15 protein-coding genes are annotated in these 13402 nt (G+C 41.3%); 10 read left to right on the forward strand and 5 right to left on the reverse strand.

All coding sequences use genetic code 11. The features are described from left to right. Positions 1-34: 34 nt before the first annotated feature. The 10 genes from L2730_RS16175 (at position 35) to L2730_RS16220 (ending at position 9735) form a co-directional block, all read left to right on the forward strand. Positions 35-1471 carry a type II and III secretion system protein family protein gene (locus L2730_RS16175; RefSeq protein WP_248975534.1) on the forward strand — a complete coding sequence of 479 codons (1437 nt, stop codon included), beginning with the start codon at positions 35-37 and terminating at the stop codon, positions 1469-1471. A gap of 16 nt (positions 1472-1487) precedes the next feature. After that, positions 1488-1778, forward strand: coding sequence for a hypothetical protein (locus tag L2730_RS16180; RefSeq protein WP_248975535.1), 291 nt, complete (start codon positions 1488-1490; stop codon positions 1776-1778). A gap of 14 nt (positions 1779-1792) precedes the next feature. Further along, complete coding sequence (locus tag L2730_RS16185; RefSeq protein ID WP_248975536.1) at positions 1793-3127, forward strand: Tad domain-containing protein; 1335 nt, start codon at positions 1793-1795, stop codon at positions 3125-3127. Positions 3128-3137: 10 nt separating this feature from the next. Further along, positions 3138-3617 (forward strand): TadE/TadG family type IV pilus assembly protein, encoded by a 480-nt coding sequence (locus L2730_RS16190; protein WP_248975537.1) that lies wholly within the window; start codon positions 3138-3140, stop codon positions 3615-3617. Then, entirely contained in the window at positions 3614-4060 is a 447-nt protein-coding gene (locus L2730_RS16195) for a TadE/TadG family type IV pilus assembly protein (protein ID WP_248975538.1), read from the forward strand. Before L2730_RS16190 ends, L2730_RS16195 begins: the two co-directional genes overlap by 4 nt. An 83-nt stretch (positions 4061-4143) precedes the next feature. Continuing rightward, positions 4144-5376 carry a CpaE/TadZ family protein gene (locus L2730_RS16200; protein WP_248975539.1) on the forward strand — a complete coding sequence of 411 codons (1233 nt, stop codon included), beginning with the start codon at positions 4144-4146 and terminating at the stop codon, positions 5374-5376. A gap of 1 nt (position 5377) precedes the next feature. Beyond that, positions 5378-6709, forward strand: coding sequence for a TadA family conjugal transfer-associated ATPase (locus L2730_RS16205; protein WP_248975540.1), 1332 nt, complete (start codon positions 5378-5380; stop codon positions 6707-6709). An 11-nt stretch (positions 6710-6720) separates the two neighbouring features. Next, positions 6721-7698 (forward strand): type II secretion system F family protein, encoded by a 978-nt coding sequence (locus L2730_RS16210; protein WP_248975541.1) that lies wholly within the window; start codon positions 6721-6723, stop codon positions 7696-7698. A 1-nt stretch (position 7699) separates the two neighbouring features. After that, positions 7700-8668, forward strand: a complete 969-nt coding sequence (locus L2730_RS16215; RefSeq protein ID WP_248975542.1) for a type II secretion system F family protein — start codon at positions 7700-7702, stop codon at positions 8666-8668. Positions 8669-8703: 35 nt separating this feature from the next. Continuing rightward, complete coding sequence (locus L2730_RS16220) at positions 8704-9735, forward strand: tetratricopeptide repeat protein (RefSeq protein WP_248975543.1); 1032 nt, start codon at positions 8704-8706, stop codon at positions 9733-9735. Positions 9736-9838: 103 nt separating this feature from the next. Here L2730_RS16220 and L2730_RS16225 read toward each other — a convergent pair whose 3' ends face one another. Genes L2730_RS16225 through hypB form a run of 5 tightly spaced genes read right to left on the reverse strand, consistent with a single transcriptional unit; the run spans position 9839 to position 13329 of the window. Then, positions 9839-10186 (reverse strand): hydrogenase maturation nickel metallochaperone HypA/HybF, encoded by a 348-nt coding sequence (locus L2730_RS16225; protein WP_248975544.1) that lies wholly within the window; start codon positions 10184-10186, stop codon positions 9839-9841. Continuing rightward, positions 10186-11202, reverse strand: coding sequence for a hydrogenase expression/formation protein HypE (gene hypE, locus L2730_RS16230; RefSeq protein ID WP_248975545.1), 1017 nt, complete (start codon positions 11200-11202; stop codon positions 10186-10188). Before hypE ends, L2730_RS16225 begins: the two co-directional genes overlap by 1 nt. Continuing rightward, entirely contained in the window at positions 11199-12320 is a 1122-nt protein-coding gene (hypD, locus tag L2730_RS16235) for a hydrogenase formation protein HypD (protein WP_248975546.1), read from the reverse strand. Before hypD ends, hypE begins: the two co-directional genes overlap by 4 nt. Next, a complete protein-coding gene (locus L2730_RS16240) occupies positions 12320-12568 on the reverse strand; it encodes a HypC/HybG/HupF family hydrogenase formation chaperone (RefSeq protein WP_248975547.1) in 249 nt (82 codons plus the stop codon). The genes hypD and L2730_RS16240 overlap by 1 nt, the downstream gene beginning before the upstream one ends. Further along, positions 12568-13329 carry a hydrogenase nickel incorporation protein HypB gene (gene hypB / locus L2730_RS16245; RefSeq protein WP_248975548.1) on the reverse strand — a complete coding sequence of 254 codons (762 nt, stop codon included), beginning with the start codon at positions 13327-13329 and terminating at the stop codon, positions 12568-12570. The genes L2730_RS16240 and hypB overlap by 1 nt, the downstream gene beginning before the upstream one ends. Positions 13330-13402: the final 73 nt, after the last annotated feature.

Below are 13402 nucleotides of genomic sequence, written 5' to 3' on the forward strand. Positions count from 1 at the left end.
AAGTGCAATGCATAGTGTTTGACAGGAGAACAACATGCCACTCTTTAGGAAATATTCATTTTTATGTTTGTTAGCACTGCTTTTTACTTCACTCGTTAATGCTGGAGGGCCGACCGCAAAAGTTAGAAGTGACATTCAAAAAATACCAATATTCAAGTCACGAGTTCTTATGCTTAAAGAGCCTGTACATAGAGTTTCTGTCGGTAATCCTAGTATTGCTGATATTAAGCTGTTGCCCAATGATGAGTTGTATATTTTGGGGAAACAGCTTGGCAGTACCAATATCATGATATGGGATAAGAATGAGCAACTTTCGAAGATAATGGATATCGAGGTTACCCATGATCTTAATGGATTGAAAACTAGATTACATGAGTTTTTGCCAACTGAGAAGCTGGGTGTTCAGACTTCACAAGGACAACTACTTTTAAGTGGTCAAGCTTCTAACCTGCAAAAAATGAATACAGCAGTAGAATTAGCGCAAGGATATGCAGAGGCCGCTGCCGGAGGAACCGCTCCAAGCCGTGTATTAAATATGATGACTATTGGTGGCGATCACCAAGTGATGTTAGAAGTCGTTGTAGCAGAAGTTCAGCGTAATGTTGCTCGCCAATTTGACTCCAAGTTCTTTATTTTCAATCAGGGGGACAATCTTGCGGGTGGTGTTATTGGCGGTGGAGGTGGTTTTGACCCTGGTGGAATTGGAGGTGTAGACGGCAAGGGGCTTTTTGCCCAGTATGTGAATGGTGATCTTTTAATGAACTTTGCGCTGGATGTTGCTAAGCAAAATGGACTTGCAAAAGTGTTGGCTGAGCCCAATGTGACCGCAATGAGCGGGCAATCTGCTGAGTTCCTATCAGGTGGTGAATTTCCTATTCCTGTACCTGGAGATGATGGCAACACAACGGTTCAGTACCGTGATTATGGCGTAGGTGTTAAATTTGTACCTACTGTTCTTGACTCAGGCCAAATTAATCTAAACCTAAATGTTGTTGTGAGTGAGATTAGTACAGCAAATGGTTTCTCAATTTCAGGTAATACGTCTAGCTCTTTAATTGTTCCCTCACTAACTAAAAGAAGTACAGCAACCACAGTTGAATTAGCTGATGGGCAAACTATTGCCATTAGTGGATTAATCAGTGACACATTAAGAGAAAATATTGATAAGTTACCTGGACTTGGCGACGTCCCCGTTCTGGGACAATTGTTTACCAGTAAAAGTTTTCAAAATGGTCAAAGTGAGCTGGTCATTCTGGTCACACCTCGATTAGTCAGGCCATTCAATAGAAAAGACATATCGCTACCAACAGATGGATTTGTATTGCCCTCTGACGTCGAATTCTATTTGTTAGGTAAGTTATCGCACAAAGAAAAAAACGAAGGTACTAGCGATACTCCATATCAACCAGCAGAATCAGATGCAAAACTAGATGATACCGGCACTCAACAGAAGTATGGGCATTCACTTTAGAATTGGAGAAAATATTATGAAATTAAAATCTGAAGGTTTTGCTCGGTTAACAATGTTTATTTCAGGGTTAATCATTACCACAGGCTGTACTCAAGTTAATGATTTTCCTATGGGTGAGAGTCATTACCAGATTAAGCAAGTACAAATATTGGATCCGGATGCAGCAGAAAAAAACGACGGTATTATACTTAGTCTTGAAGGCAACTATGGTCGTAAGGTAATGCAGTCTTATAGAAATAGCTCTGTTGCACCTCAATCGTCCAAAAGTATGGGCTCGGTTACAGCGGGTAGTTCGAGCAGCAATTGAACTAGAGGCGGGTTATGCGTGATTTAAAGCGTTTTCGCAAACCAATAATTCAAACTAAGAACAAGTTTCAATCCGGAGCTATTCTGGTCATGTTCACTATCGGTATCTTTGCCATTGTCGCATTTGCGGCACTTGCATTAGATGGTGGACACATGTTGTTAAGCAAAGGGCGCTTACAAAATGCTGTAGATGCAGCGGCTTTGAGTGCTGCAAAAGTCTTGCAAGATGGCGCAACATTATACGAAGCAAGAGAAGCCGCTTACGAAATCTTAGTTCAGAATCTAAACTTTAGTGAAAATGGCGAATTAAAAACCGCAGCCTCACTTGTAACACCTGATTTCAATGAAACTCAAGTAACTAGCCATCTTCAGATCGAATTCTCACAACTACCAGACCCTTTTACCGCCGTGCTCCTTGAAGGCAGTGAATACGTAAGAGTTAAGGTTGAAGATGTACCTTTATCAAACTTTTTAGCAGACATATTAAATTTTAGTAAACATATTCGAGCCTCTGCTGTTGCGGGTCGAAGTCAAGACTTACTGTGTGTTAATAAAGTTGTACCTTTATTAGTCTGTGGTGATCCTGGTTCATCTGCGGAAGATAACTACGGATTGGCAACAGGGCTGCATGTTATGAAAGTCGGATCTGGCGCACCAAGTGCTAATGGTGCCGGTAACTTTCAGCTAATTAGTCTTAACGGAGATCGTGGCGGTAGTGACTTACGCGATGCTTTCTCTGGAACATATTCACCGGATCAGTGTGTCGGCGCCGGAATTACTGCAACGACCAAAACGGGTAATACTGTGGGCCCGGCTGCACAGGGGATGAATACCCGATTTGGTGAGTGGGGGCAAGCAGGTACCAATAGTGTCGATAATCCAAGAGACACCAATATATGCGAAGGAACTCCAGTAACAATAGGCGAAGTGCAATCAGAAGTTGACGGCGTACCAGTTGTTGACGATAAAGGAAAACCTGTGATGGAAACTATCATTACCAACTCTGATGGTGCGTACTCATGGAGTCAGTATGACAGTGATAATCATTCTGAAACGCCACAGGCTTGCGCGACTACCTCTGATCCTAATGCTTTAGCTAACAGAAGAGAGTTAAATGTAGTTGTTGGGGTTTGTGACCCAAATCAAAATGGTTCTTATGATATCGATATTATTGGAACGGCATGTTTTTTTCTTACTCAGCAGGTGGGCGGCAATGGTCAAAGTTCCTACATCGTTGGGGAGTTTTTAAGTATCTGTAAGAATACAGGTACTGCTTCTTTAGACCCCGCTTATGTAGGCGATAGTTCAACCATCGTTTTATACTGGGATCCAGATAGCCCAGACTCCTAGGGACATTGAGATGAGAACACGAAGAAATTATACAGAACAATCTGGGGTCGCAGCCGTTGAGTTTACGTTACTTATCCCTATTTTCCTGTTGTTAATATTTATTACCGCAGAGTTAGGGCGGGGTATATATCAATATAGTCATTTGACAAGAATGGTCAGAGATGCTGGTCGGCACCTATCTCAAACAGTTATCACTACGGGTAATGGAATCCCCTCTACATTGACTGATGCTAACTGTGACGGATGTATCTCAGATACGAAGCACCTGTTAGTTTACGGCGCTAATACAGGAAGCAGCGCGCTACTGTCCGGAATTAGTATCACCGATGTCAGCATTGCAGAAATGCCCGCTGATAGTGGCATCATGGTTATTACTGTTGACTATGATTGGACGCCAATATTTTTTGATAAGTTACAAGGTTTTGGTTTTGGTGATGGAATTGATTTAAGTTTTAATTTGAGTGCTAAATATGCAATGAGGGCAATATGAAGCGTGTTCGTGGACTCTATGCGGTTGAATTTTCTATCGTGGCGAGTGTTTTCTTTTTGCTTTTATTTAGTGCTATAGAAGTGGGAAGACTGCTTTACACCTATAATGTACTGCATGAAGCAGCACGAAGGGCTGCTAGAGTCGCAGTTGTGTGTTTAATTACTGATGACACTCGCAACTTGGGTCTTTTCAATGGAGCATCCTTGGTTCCAAATTTAAATGTAGCTAACTTAAAGATTAGTTACTTAGATATTGATGGTACAGCGTCAACAGACTTAACCTATGGCAGTGACATTAAATTAGTCAGGGCTGAAATTATAAACTATCAACATCAGTTCATAGTCCCAGGGCTTTTTATTACTCTTAATTCTCCAATATTTTCTTCGACCTTGCCTAGAGAAAGTTTAGGTGTGTTCAAAGGTGGCTCTACCAACTGCAGTTGATTTTTTATCTAAATAAAATCATAACTTAGAAAATAATAGCTATAGTCAATGTAAGTGAATTTAATTAGGGAGGCAGGAGGCAGATGGACAATCCGCTAGAACTTTGCGTTGCGAATATTAATGGTGAGCCTAAATCAGTGACGCCTATGCTATTACCTTTTCCTGTTAATGCAATTGTTGCGGTTAAAGATCTTTCAAACTTAGAACCATCGGTATCTCTACTTAGCGAAATAGAGCGTTTGTCTTGCTCTGCGAATTCCTATTTAGAAGAGCTTAAAAATGATCCGAATAATGATATCAACCTAATACTGTTACATTTACCTAATGATGAACGTGAAGCAAAACAGGCGCTCGGTTACGCAGCTAACTATGGTGCTGATATTATTTTGTTAGGCAAAGATACACCGCCAAGTATTTTACGGTTGGCTTTTCAGTATAAGGTAAGTGACTTTATTGCCAATGACGCGCCTATAGAAGAGATATATGGAGCAATATTAAAGGTTTCAAATCGCTTAATAGATGAGGCTGAACTTGCACCTGTTTTAGCCGTCGTGAATGGAAAAGCGGGTTCAGGGGCAAGTTTCATTGCTGCAAGTATAGCGAGCGTAGCAGCACAAAGAGAAAGTTACGATGTCTGCTTACTCGATACCGATCTGCATCATGGTTCTTTAGCTCATATTTTAGGTATGGAGTCTAATTATTCTATCTGTGATGTTCTTTGGTCATTAGAAGAGCTGGATGAGGTTGCCCTGAAAAGCACTATGACAACCCATAAAAATTTGAATTTATTGACATCCAAACCGTTTGAGTTGCTTTCTATGAACAGTGAACTGGATCTCAGTAAAACGACTGATTTAGTCAGAAAGTGCCGTCAATATTATAAGCAAGTTATATTGGATTTTTCTAGAGGCCCGGAGCTATGGAACGAGAATCTGTTACTCGATGCTAAAATTTTAGTTATTACTCAGCAAAATATTATGCACTTGCGCCAAACTAAAGATTTAATTAAACAATTAACCAATCAAATGGGGATCGCCCGCGATAATATAAACTTGGTAGTTAACCGGTATGACAAGCAATCGGATATTAAAATCGCTGACGTAAAACAAACTATTGGCATTGACTCGGTTTTTACTATTGTTAATGACTACAAGTTATCGAGCGAATGCGTTGAAATAGGACAATCAATAACTGAAATAGCTAAGAAACAGAAGATGTTACAAGATATTCAGTATCTAGTAACTAAGTTAATGCCGCTTGATAAAGTAGAAAGTATAAAAAAGGCGGGTTTTTGGGGGCGATTACTAGGAAAATGATATGGATATTAATCAGCATAATGGGAACGAGTCTTCTGAATTTCAACCACTAAGCCAAGAAGAACAAGATATTAAAATTCAGCTCTATGACAAATTATTAAGTGTAATGGATTTGTCGCTGATTGAAACGGTTTCAAAAGAACAAGCAGAAATTCAAATTAGTCAGATTTGCGACAAAATCTTGTCGGACATGCGCCTACCATTGAATCTTTCATCAAGAAAGCGCTTGATAAAGCTCATCATCGATGAAGTTCTTGGGCTTGGTCCGCTTGAAATACTACTTGCTGACCCGTCTATATCCGACATATTGGTCAATTCTTATGATCGTGTTTATGTAGAAAGAAAGGGTAAACTGCAGCCGGTTAACATTAAATTCCATAGCAATGCCCATCTACTAAATATTATTGATCGTATTGTATCGAGTGTCGGTAGACGCATTGATGAGTCCTCACCGATGGTGGATGCTCGTCTTGCTGATGGTTCGCGAGTCAACGCAATTATTCCACCATTAGCTTTAGATGGCCCATCATTATCTATTCGACGCTTTGCCGTCGATAAGCTAAATGCAAAACAACTTATAGACATAGGTTCGGTCACGGAAGAAATGATTGAATTGTTGCAAGGCAGCGTAAAAGGCAAGCTGAATATTTTGGTTTCAGGCGGTACCGGTAGTGGAAAAACGACCCTGCTAAATATGCTGTCGGGCTATATTCCATCCGATGAGCGCATCGTCACCATTGAAGATTCAGCAGAATTACAGTTACAACAGCCTCATACCGTGAGATTAGAAACACGACCACAAAATATAGAAGGAAAAGGTGAGGTTTCGCAGCGAGACCTGGTGAAAAACTGTCTGCGTATGAGACCTGACCGTATCGTTATTGGTGAGGTTCGTGGTGGTGAGGCTCTCGATATGCTTACAGCGATGAACACAGGCCATGAAGGCTCGTTAACAACACTCCATGCAAACAGTCCTAGAGACGCTTTAGGTCGCTTGGAGTATATGGTTTGTATGGCAGGTTTTGATATGCCCGTAAGCAACATACGTACTCAAGTCGCTTCTGCAATAGACCTTGTCGTACAGCTAGAGCGTCAGGAAGATGGGCGACGTCGTGTTACTAGTATTCAAGAGATCAATGGCATGGAGGGAGAGATTATAACGATGTCTGAAATTTTCAGATTTAGTCGAACCGGTATGAAGGAAGGTGGAGAGATTGTTGGAGAATTTGAAGCGACAGGCGTAATTCCAGGCTTCCATAGTAAGTTAAAACAGCATGGTATAGAGCTTCCTTATAATCTATTTAACTGTGGCGATCCATTTGCTGAATTTTAGGAGGCTAATTTATGTTTTCAAATGAAGTTATCTTTCTTGGTCTTATTTTTATTGCGGTAATCTTTTTGTCCCAAGCACTTTTTTTACCTGTCTATAGCCCACAACGTGCCAATACCGCGTTAGTAAGAAAACGCTTAAAAAGTTTATCTGAAGACGGTGAAAATACAACCTTTGAAACTTCGCTGTTGCGGAAAAGCCGGTTGGCAAAACTAGGGAGTGTTGGGCGTTATTTAGAAAGCTTTCAATTTATAGAGAATTTAAGTTATCGACTCGAACTCGCAGATTACAAATTACTAGGGCATCAGTTCCTTTTTTTAGCCTTAGTCACCGCGTCCATTACTTCAGTTGGAGCTTGGCTTTATTTAGGTGAGATAGTGGCAGGCGTTTTCGTATTTGCGTTGGTTCTTTTCTTATTTAATTTTAAGCTGGTGCGGGATACCAATAAGCGTATGGACAAAATTGAAGAAAGTTTTCCAGATGCCTTGGACGTATTAAGACGAGCGTTACAGGCGGGGTATTCTTTTTCTGACGCCGTAAAATTGGTAACAGAAGAGATGGAGGGACCTCTAGCGAAAGAGTTTAGCTTGATGTTTGCCAACATCAACTACAGTAAAGATACCAAGCGAGCACTGCTCAGTTTTATTGAGCGTGTGCCAAGTGTTTCAGCTATGGCATTTGCCAGTGCCGTTATGGTTCAAAAAGAGACCGGAGGTAACCTTGCCGAAAATATTCAAAATCTTGCAAGGGTGATAAGGCTGAGGTTTACTTTTAGACGAAGAGTTAGAACTTTGTCAGCGGAAGGGCGCTTGTCTGCTTGGATCCTAATCTTGCTACCCTTTGTTCTATTTGCTGTGATCTATCTACAAACCCCTGGCTACGTGGGAGAGCTAACAGGCACGGAAGAGGGGCACAAATTGTTGATGTGGGGGGCTATTGGTATGTTCGTCGGTGGCTTTTGGATTAGTAAAATTATAAGGATTGATATGTAATATGGAATTCTTAATAGGCTTACTTGGACAGTTTTTTGATGATCCACAACACGTTGAATGGGTTATATACATAGTAGCTGGAATTGCTGGGGTTACTCTAGCAATATCAATTTCATACTTCATTAGTGGGGTTTACTCTCCGCTAAGAAAGCGTTTGAAAAAATTAAATGAAAGTGATGTTAGTGCCAGTACTAGCGGTGATGCAGTTTCCGAAACCCTAGAACATGGAATTGGGGAAATGGCAAAAAAGCCATTTTTGAACTTTTCTAATCATGAAACGAGAAGACTGTTAATTCACGCTGGATTTCACTCTGAAAATTCGTTAGCTATCTTCAATGCTGCTCGTTTACTGCTTTTGCTACTTGGTGCTGTAATTTCAGTTGTCATTCTTAACATATTCCCCAAAATCGCGGGCATCTGGATCGTTTACATATTCTGTTTGTTCATTGGTGGTGCGTTCATTTTGCCCTCAATGATTCTACAATCTTTAGCCAACCGAAGAATGCGACTACTTAGGGTCGGTTTTCCAGATGCATTAGATCTGCTTGTTGTGTGTTGCGAAGCCGGACTCGGATTAATGGCCGCTCTGCAGCGTGTAGCCAAAGAACTTGCTTTTAGTCATCCAAGTCTCGCCAGTGAGCTAGATTTGGTCTGCAGTAAGGTACGCGCAGGTTTAACGATTAAAGTGGCTCTACAAGAGTTCACAGATAGAACAGGTTTGGAAGATATTAAAGGACTTAATTCTGCAATTTCGCAAAGCATGCGTTTAGGTACTGGTATTGCAGAAACCCTTAGGGTTTTTTCTGACGAATATCGAGATAAGCGCTTACAGGCGGCTGAAGAACAAGCTGCTAAGCTAGCCGTTAAGATGATATTTCCCATGATGTGCTGTATATGGCCTTCATTTTTTATTGTTGCGGTAGGGCCTGCGGTGCTGAAAGTGATGAAAGTTTGGGGACAAGCATTCTAAAAGAATCTTCACTACGGTGAAGTATAAGGATAAATATGATGGCTGTTGAAGGTTCTTTTAAACGTTCATTGATCTTTTTATTGATGCTCCTGCTGCTGAGTGGTCTTACTGCCTGTTCCTCAACCACACCAGAGGAACCACAAGAGATCAAAGCTCCTAATAGACAAGACTTACTTGATGCGGGTGCCTTATCTTCTATTACTTCAGACTTTGAAGCGCCACAGACTGAAGCTGAAGCCTTAATGAAAGCGCGCAAAGAGGAACAATCTGGAAATCTTGAAAAAGCACTGTATGCATACATCCAAGCATTAGATTTTAACGCTGAAAATGCAGAAACTTTTTATCACATAGGTAGGATCCACACTATGCGTGGTAATCCTGAGATTGCCTTTAGAGCCTATAACGAAGCTTTAGCTTTAGACCCAAATCTCATTATGGTGCATGCAGATCTGGGAGTGGTGAGCATGGATAAACGCCAATATAGAGAAGCGAGAATACACCTGACTAAAGCCATTGAGCTTGATCAAAAGCGGTTAGCATCAGTTTCAGTTAGTCGTATGATTGGCAGCTTTTATGTTCCTGACCGAGACTCGCCAGCAAGAGTATACAACGCAATCGCAATTCTTGATGATGTTCAGAACGAGCATGAAAGCGCGCGTGAGTATTTTCGTTTACTGCTAGAGTTGCAACCTCATTCAGCAATATTAATCTCTAACCTAGGATATTCTTATTATCTGACAGGGGAGTTAACGAGTGCAGAAAGTTATTTAAGGCAGGCGATTAGAGAAGATCAAAACCTAGATCGTGCTTGGACTAACCTTGGTTTGGTTTATGTTCGAAAAGGTTTATATAAAAGAGCACTAGCAACATTTGAACAAGCGATGGAGCCGGCTGACGCTTTGAATGACCTTGGATATTTTCTTATGTTAGAAGGGAAGTATCAACAAGCAATAGAGCTGTTCGAAAGAGCGATTGATACCTCGCCGAGTTACTTTGAGCAAGCACAGAAGAACTTAAAAAGGGCCAAAGCTGAGCTATCAGACGAATTTAGGCATGCCACAAACTAAGGCTAAAGATAGACAAGCGTAGTTATGCTGATTGGTTTTAGACCCTCTAATAAGAAAAACACCATTACTCATCTAATGGTGTTTTTCTTTATGGATACAAATTTTAACTCTGCTCTAGTTCCAATTGCATCAACAACATCTCTTCTCCGTCGAGTACTTTAGTATTGGTACTTTGGCAATGGTCGCAAACAATACTCCGTTGCTGGTGGATTGTTTGTTCATTACATGAATGACACTGCAAAACCAGTGGTTGGATCTGCATGTTAAGCTGCGCGTCATGGCAGATCCCTTCAAGTTTAAAGGCTTCGAACGCGGTCTCTAATAATGCAGGCTCTACACCGCTTAAAATACCAAGTTTGATGTCAACGCGGGTAATTTTATTTGCACTGTTTTGCTCTGCTAGTTTTTCACATTGCTCGATAAGCGCTGTGACTATGGAATATTCATGCACTAGCAGATCCTCGGCAGTAACTCACCTTGTGGTACATCTAAAAATCGACTACTTCCCCACGGCGTATTTAGGATCACTTTTCCTGGCTTAATATCATTAACCTTGCCTATGATCGATGCTTGTTCGCAGTGACAAAACGTTTTCATGATCTGTAGTGTTTTCTCTGCACAATCTTTGGCAACAGCAAGAATAAAAGTGCCTTCATTGGCTAAGTCGAAAGGCTCAAATCCGTAAAGCTCGCACAAACCAGCGACTTCTTGGCTAACGGGGATTTCTGATTCATTAACAGTAATACCGACTTGGGAGGCCGATGCCCATTCGTTTAGTACCGCTGATAAACCACCGCGAGTGGCGTCACGCATAGCGTGTATTTCAACATTGCTCGCAATGAGTTGTTCCACAATTGGCCATAGTGTTGCACAGTCACTGGTGAGTTCAGATTCTAATGCAAGTCCTTCGCGAGCCATTAAAATTGCTGCGCCATGTCGGCCTATATCTCGAGAAACGATGATGACATCATCTTGCTTTAAGTTTTTGACTGAGATGCCGTTGTTGATAATACGCCCGACACCTGAAGTATTGATGAACACGCCGTCAGCGCAGCCTCTAGGAACAACCTTTGTATCTCCGCATACTATTCTAGCACCTGATTTTTTAAGCTCAGTTGCCATACTTGAGACGATAGTTTTTAGATCTTCTATTGGAAAACCTTCCTCAATAATGAAGCTACTGCTTAAAAATTGGGGCTCTGCGCCCATCATAGCGAGATCGTTAACGGTTCCTGCTATGGCTAGTTTTCCTATATCACCCCCAGCAAAAAAAAGTGGTGCTACGGTAAAAGAGTCAGTCGTAAAAGCGGTATCCCCGTTAAAGTGTAAACGTGCTGAATCTTCTTCACTTCTTAATATGGGATTGTCGAAGGCTTTAAAAAAAATATCTTTGATCAGGCGGTTCATCTCTTTGCCGCCTCCGCCGTGGCTAAGCTGAACGGTTTTACTCACATTAACAGTGCTCATTCAGTTACTCCATTATATCTATAATAGGCATTGCAGGCGCCTTCAGAGCTGACCATGCAACTTCCTAAGGGGGTTTCTGGACTGCATCCACGTCCAAACACTTTGCAGTCTTTAGGTTTAGACAGTCCCCGTAGAATATCTCCGCATTGGCACGCTTTATGGTCATCGATCTCTTGATGTGGGAGTTTATCTTTATAAACGACTTCTGCATCTCGGTGGCTGTACTCTTCGCGAAGCATTAACGCCGAGTCTGGTATTGGGCCTAAACCTCGCCAGCGAAAACTAGGCCTGACAGTCATGTATTTATTAACCAGTGCTTGAGCAGCCAAATTACCTTCTTCCGACACGGCACGGCTATATTGGTTCTCTAATTGTGATTGTGATCTCGCCTTTTGCTTAGTGATCATCAAGATAGATTCCATGACGTCAACAGGCTCGAATCCAGAAACAACCAGTGGTGTGTTATAGCTTTCTACTGCAGAGCGATAAACCTTCGCCCCACTGATGACACTGACATGAGCTGGACCGATAAAAGCGTTAACCTTTGCATTGGGGTCGGACATAACTGCATCAATTGCAGGTGGCACGAGAACATGATTAATATGAAATAGTAAGTTAGAAACCTTCTGCTTTTCAGCTTGTTCTAACAACACTGCTGTCATTGGTGTGGAGGTTTCGAAACCGATTGCAAAAAATATGACAGTTTTGTCAGGGTTATCCATTGCTATTTTAAGACTGTCCAATGGATCGTATATAGGACGTATATCACAACCGTTTGCCCTGAATTGGGCCAAGTTACCTTTTGAACCCGGTACGCGGATCATGTCCCCAAGGGTGATCAAAATGGTATCGGGCATACTGGCTAAAGTAGCAGCATGATCGATACGTTCTTTTGGCATGATACAAACGGGGCAGCCGGGTCCATGTATAAATTCAATGTTATTGGGTAAAAGCTGATTTATACCGTATTTCATTATGGTATGGGTATGTCCACCGCATACCTCCATAATGTTAATCTTTGCGTCATATTTCGCAGCTTCTAACGCTATTTCTTTAGCTAATGATTTGATGACATCTGGATCTCTAAATCCTTCGTAGAGCGCGTTTAAAGAGAGCATTAGGCTTGATTCTCCTCTTGTTCAAGTTTGCTTACGATCTCTTTATATAGTGCAAGACTTTCCTGGGCATCAGCTTTATCTATTTTGTTCATTACAAATCCAATATGGATCAGAACATAGTCCCCAAGCTCAAGCGGTTCAGTCATTAGGTGGCTAGAGACTTTACGTTTTACACCCATTGTGTCGACAGTGACAAACTCTTCACCTTCGTGGATCGTTACAACTTGCGATGGGATGGATAAACACATTAGGCATTACCTCCTAAGTGCTTGTTGAACCATATAGCGACATTCTCCATAGATTTAGGGTCTTTAATTGAAACTTCAATCAGTTCTATATCTGGATTTAATTTTTTAAGTTGAGCTTTAGACTCTTCGATACTGAAATCAAAATGAGGCATTAAATCAGATTTAGTGATTAACACTACATCAGCGCGGCGAAACATCACTGGGTACTTCTCTATTTTGTCATCACCCTCAGGTACCGATAACAATACGACATTTTTATGGGTGCCAACATCGTAACTTGCAGGGCAGACCAAGTTGCCAACATTTTCAACAAAGCAGATATCAACAGATTCTAAATTAATGTGATGCAGGGCACTGTGAACCATAAATGCATCTAAGTGACAGGCTGCACCCGTTTGGATTTGAAACGCTTCAATACCTTTTGCTTTTAATCTATCTGCATCTCTCGATGTTTCTAAATCTCCTTCGATAACGGCGTATTTTAGATCTGTATATTGAAAAAGGTTCTCTAAAAGAGTGGTTTTACCACTGCCTGGGCTGCTCATTAGGTTAAAAGCGGTTACGGACTTATCTTCAAAATGCTGACGATTATGCTGAGCTTCTATGTCATTCTTATCCAAAATTTTATGGATAACTGACAATGTTTTTTTGTCATTTAACTGTGGGTTGGTTGCTATGTTGTCATCCACTCGGGCATGAGAATGGCTAGGGCTTAATGAATGGTCATGACGGGTAATTGAACAGCCACAATCTTGGCACATAGGTAACTCCGTTATATTAGTTATATTTCATTGTCGATCACAATAAGCAGATCGACCTTGATGTAAATCAGGT

Origin of the sequence: Shewanella kaireitica (genome assembly GCF_023284045.1) — a bacterium.
Lineage (GTDB): Bacteria > Pseudomonadota > Gammaproteobacteria > Enterobacterales > Shewanellaceae > Shewanella > Shewanella kaireitica.

What these genes read in the sequence shown, in the direction of transcription:
- L2730_RS16220 (WP_248975543.1), top strand. Translation starts at nt 8,704, where the DNA reads ATGATGGCTGTTGAAGGTTCTTTTAAACGTTCATTGATCTTTTTATTG.
- hypE (WP_248975545.1), bottom strand. Translation starts at nt 11,202, where the DNA reads ATGAGCACTGTTAATGTGAGTAAAACCGTTCAGCTTAGCCACGGCGGA.
- L2730_RS16195 (WP_248975538.1), top strand. Translation starts at nt 3,614, where the DNA reads ATGAAGCGTGTTCGTGGACTCTATGCGGTTGAATTTTCTATCGTGGCG.
- L2730_RS16200 (WP_248975539.1), top strand. Translation starts at nt 4,144, where the DNA reads ATGGACAATCCGCTAGAACTTTGCGTTGCGAATATTAATGGTGAGCCT.
- L2730_RS16180 (WP_248975535.1), top strand. Translation starts at nt 1,488, where the DNA reads ATGAAATTAAAATCTGAAGGTTTTGCTCGGTTAACAATGTTTATTTCA.
- L2730_RS16190 (WP_248975537.1), top strand. Translation starts at nt 3,138, where the DNA reads ATGAGAACACGAAGAAATTATACAGAACAATCTGGGGTCGCAGCCGTT.
- L2730_RS16240 (WP_248975547.1), bottom strand. Translation starts at nt 12,568, where the DNA reads ATGTGTTTATCCATCCCATCGCAAGTTGTAACGATCCACGAAGGTGAA.
- L2730_RS16205 (WP_248975540.1), top strand. Translation starts at nt 5,378, where the DNA reads ATGGATATTAATCAGCATAATGGGAACGAGTCTTCTGAATTTCAACCA.
- hypB (WP_248975548.1), bottom strand. Translation starts at nt 13,329, where the DNA reads ATGTGCCAAGATTGTGGCTGTTCAATTACCCGTCATGACCATTCATTA.
- hypD (WP_248975546.1), bottom strand. Translation starts at nt 12,320, where the DNA reads ATGCTCTCTTTAAACGCGCTCTACGAAGGATTTAGAGATCCAGATGTC.
- L2730_RS16215 (WP_248975542.1), top strand. Translation starts at nt 7,700, where the DNA reads ATGGAATTCTTAATAGGCTTACTTGGACAGTTTTTTGATGATCCACAA.
- L2730_RS16185 (WP_248975536.1), top strand. Translation starts at nt 1,793, where the DNA reads ATGCGTGATTTAAAGCGTTTTCGCAAACCAATAATTCAAACTAAGAAC.
- L2730_RS16210 (WP_248975541.1), top strand. Translation starts at nt 6,721, where the DNA reads ATGTTTTCAAATGAAGTTATCTTTCTTGGTCTTATTTTTATTGCGGTA.
- L2730_RS16175 (WP_248975534.1), top strand. Translation starts at nt 35, where the DNA reads ATGCCACTCTTTAGGAAATATTCATTTTTATGTTTGTTAGCACTGCTT.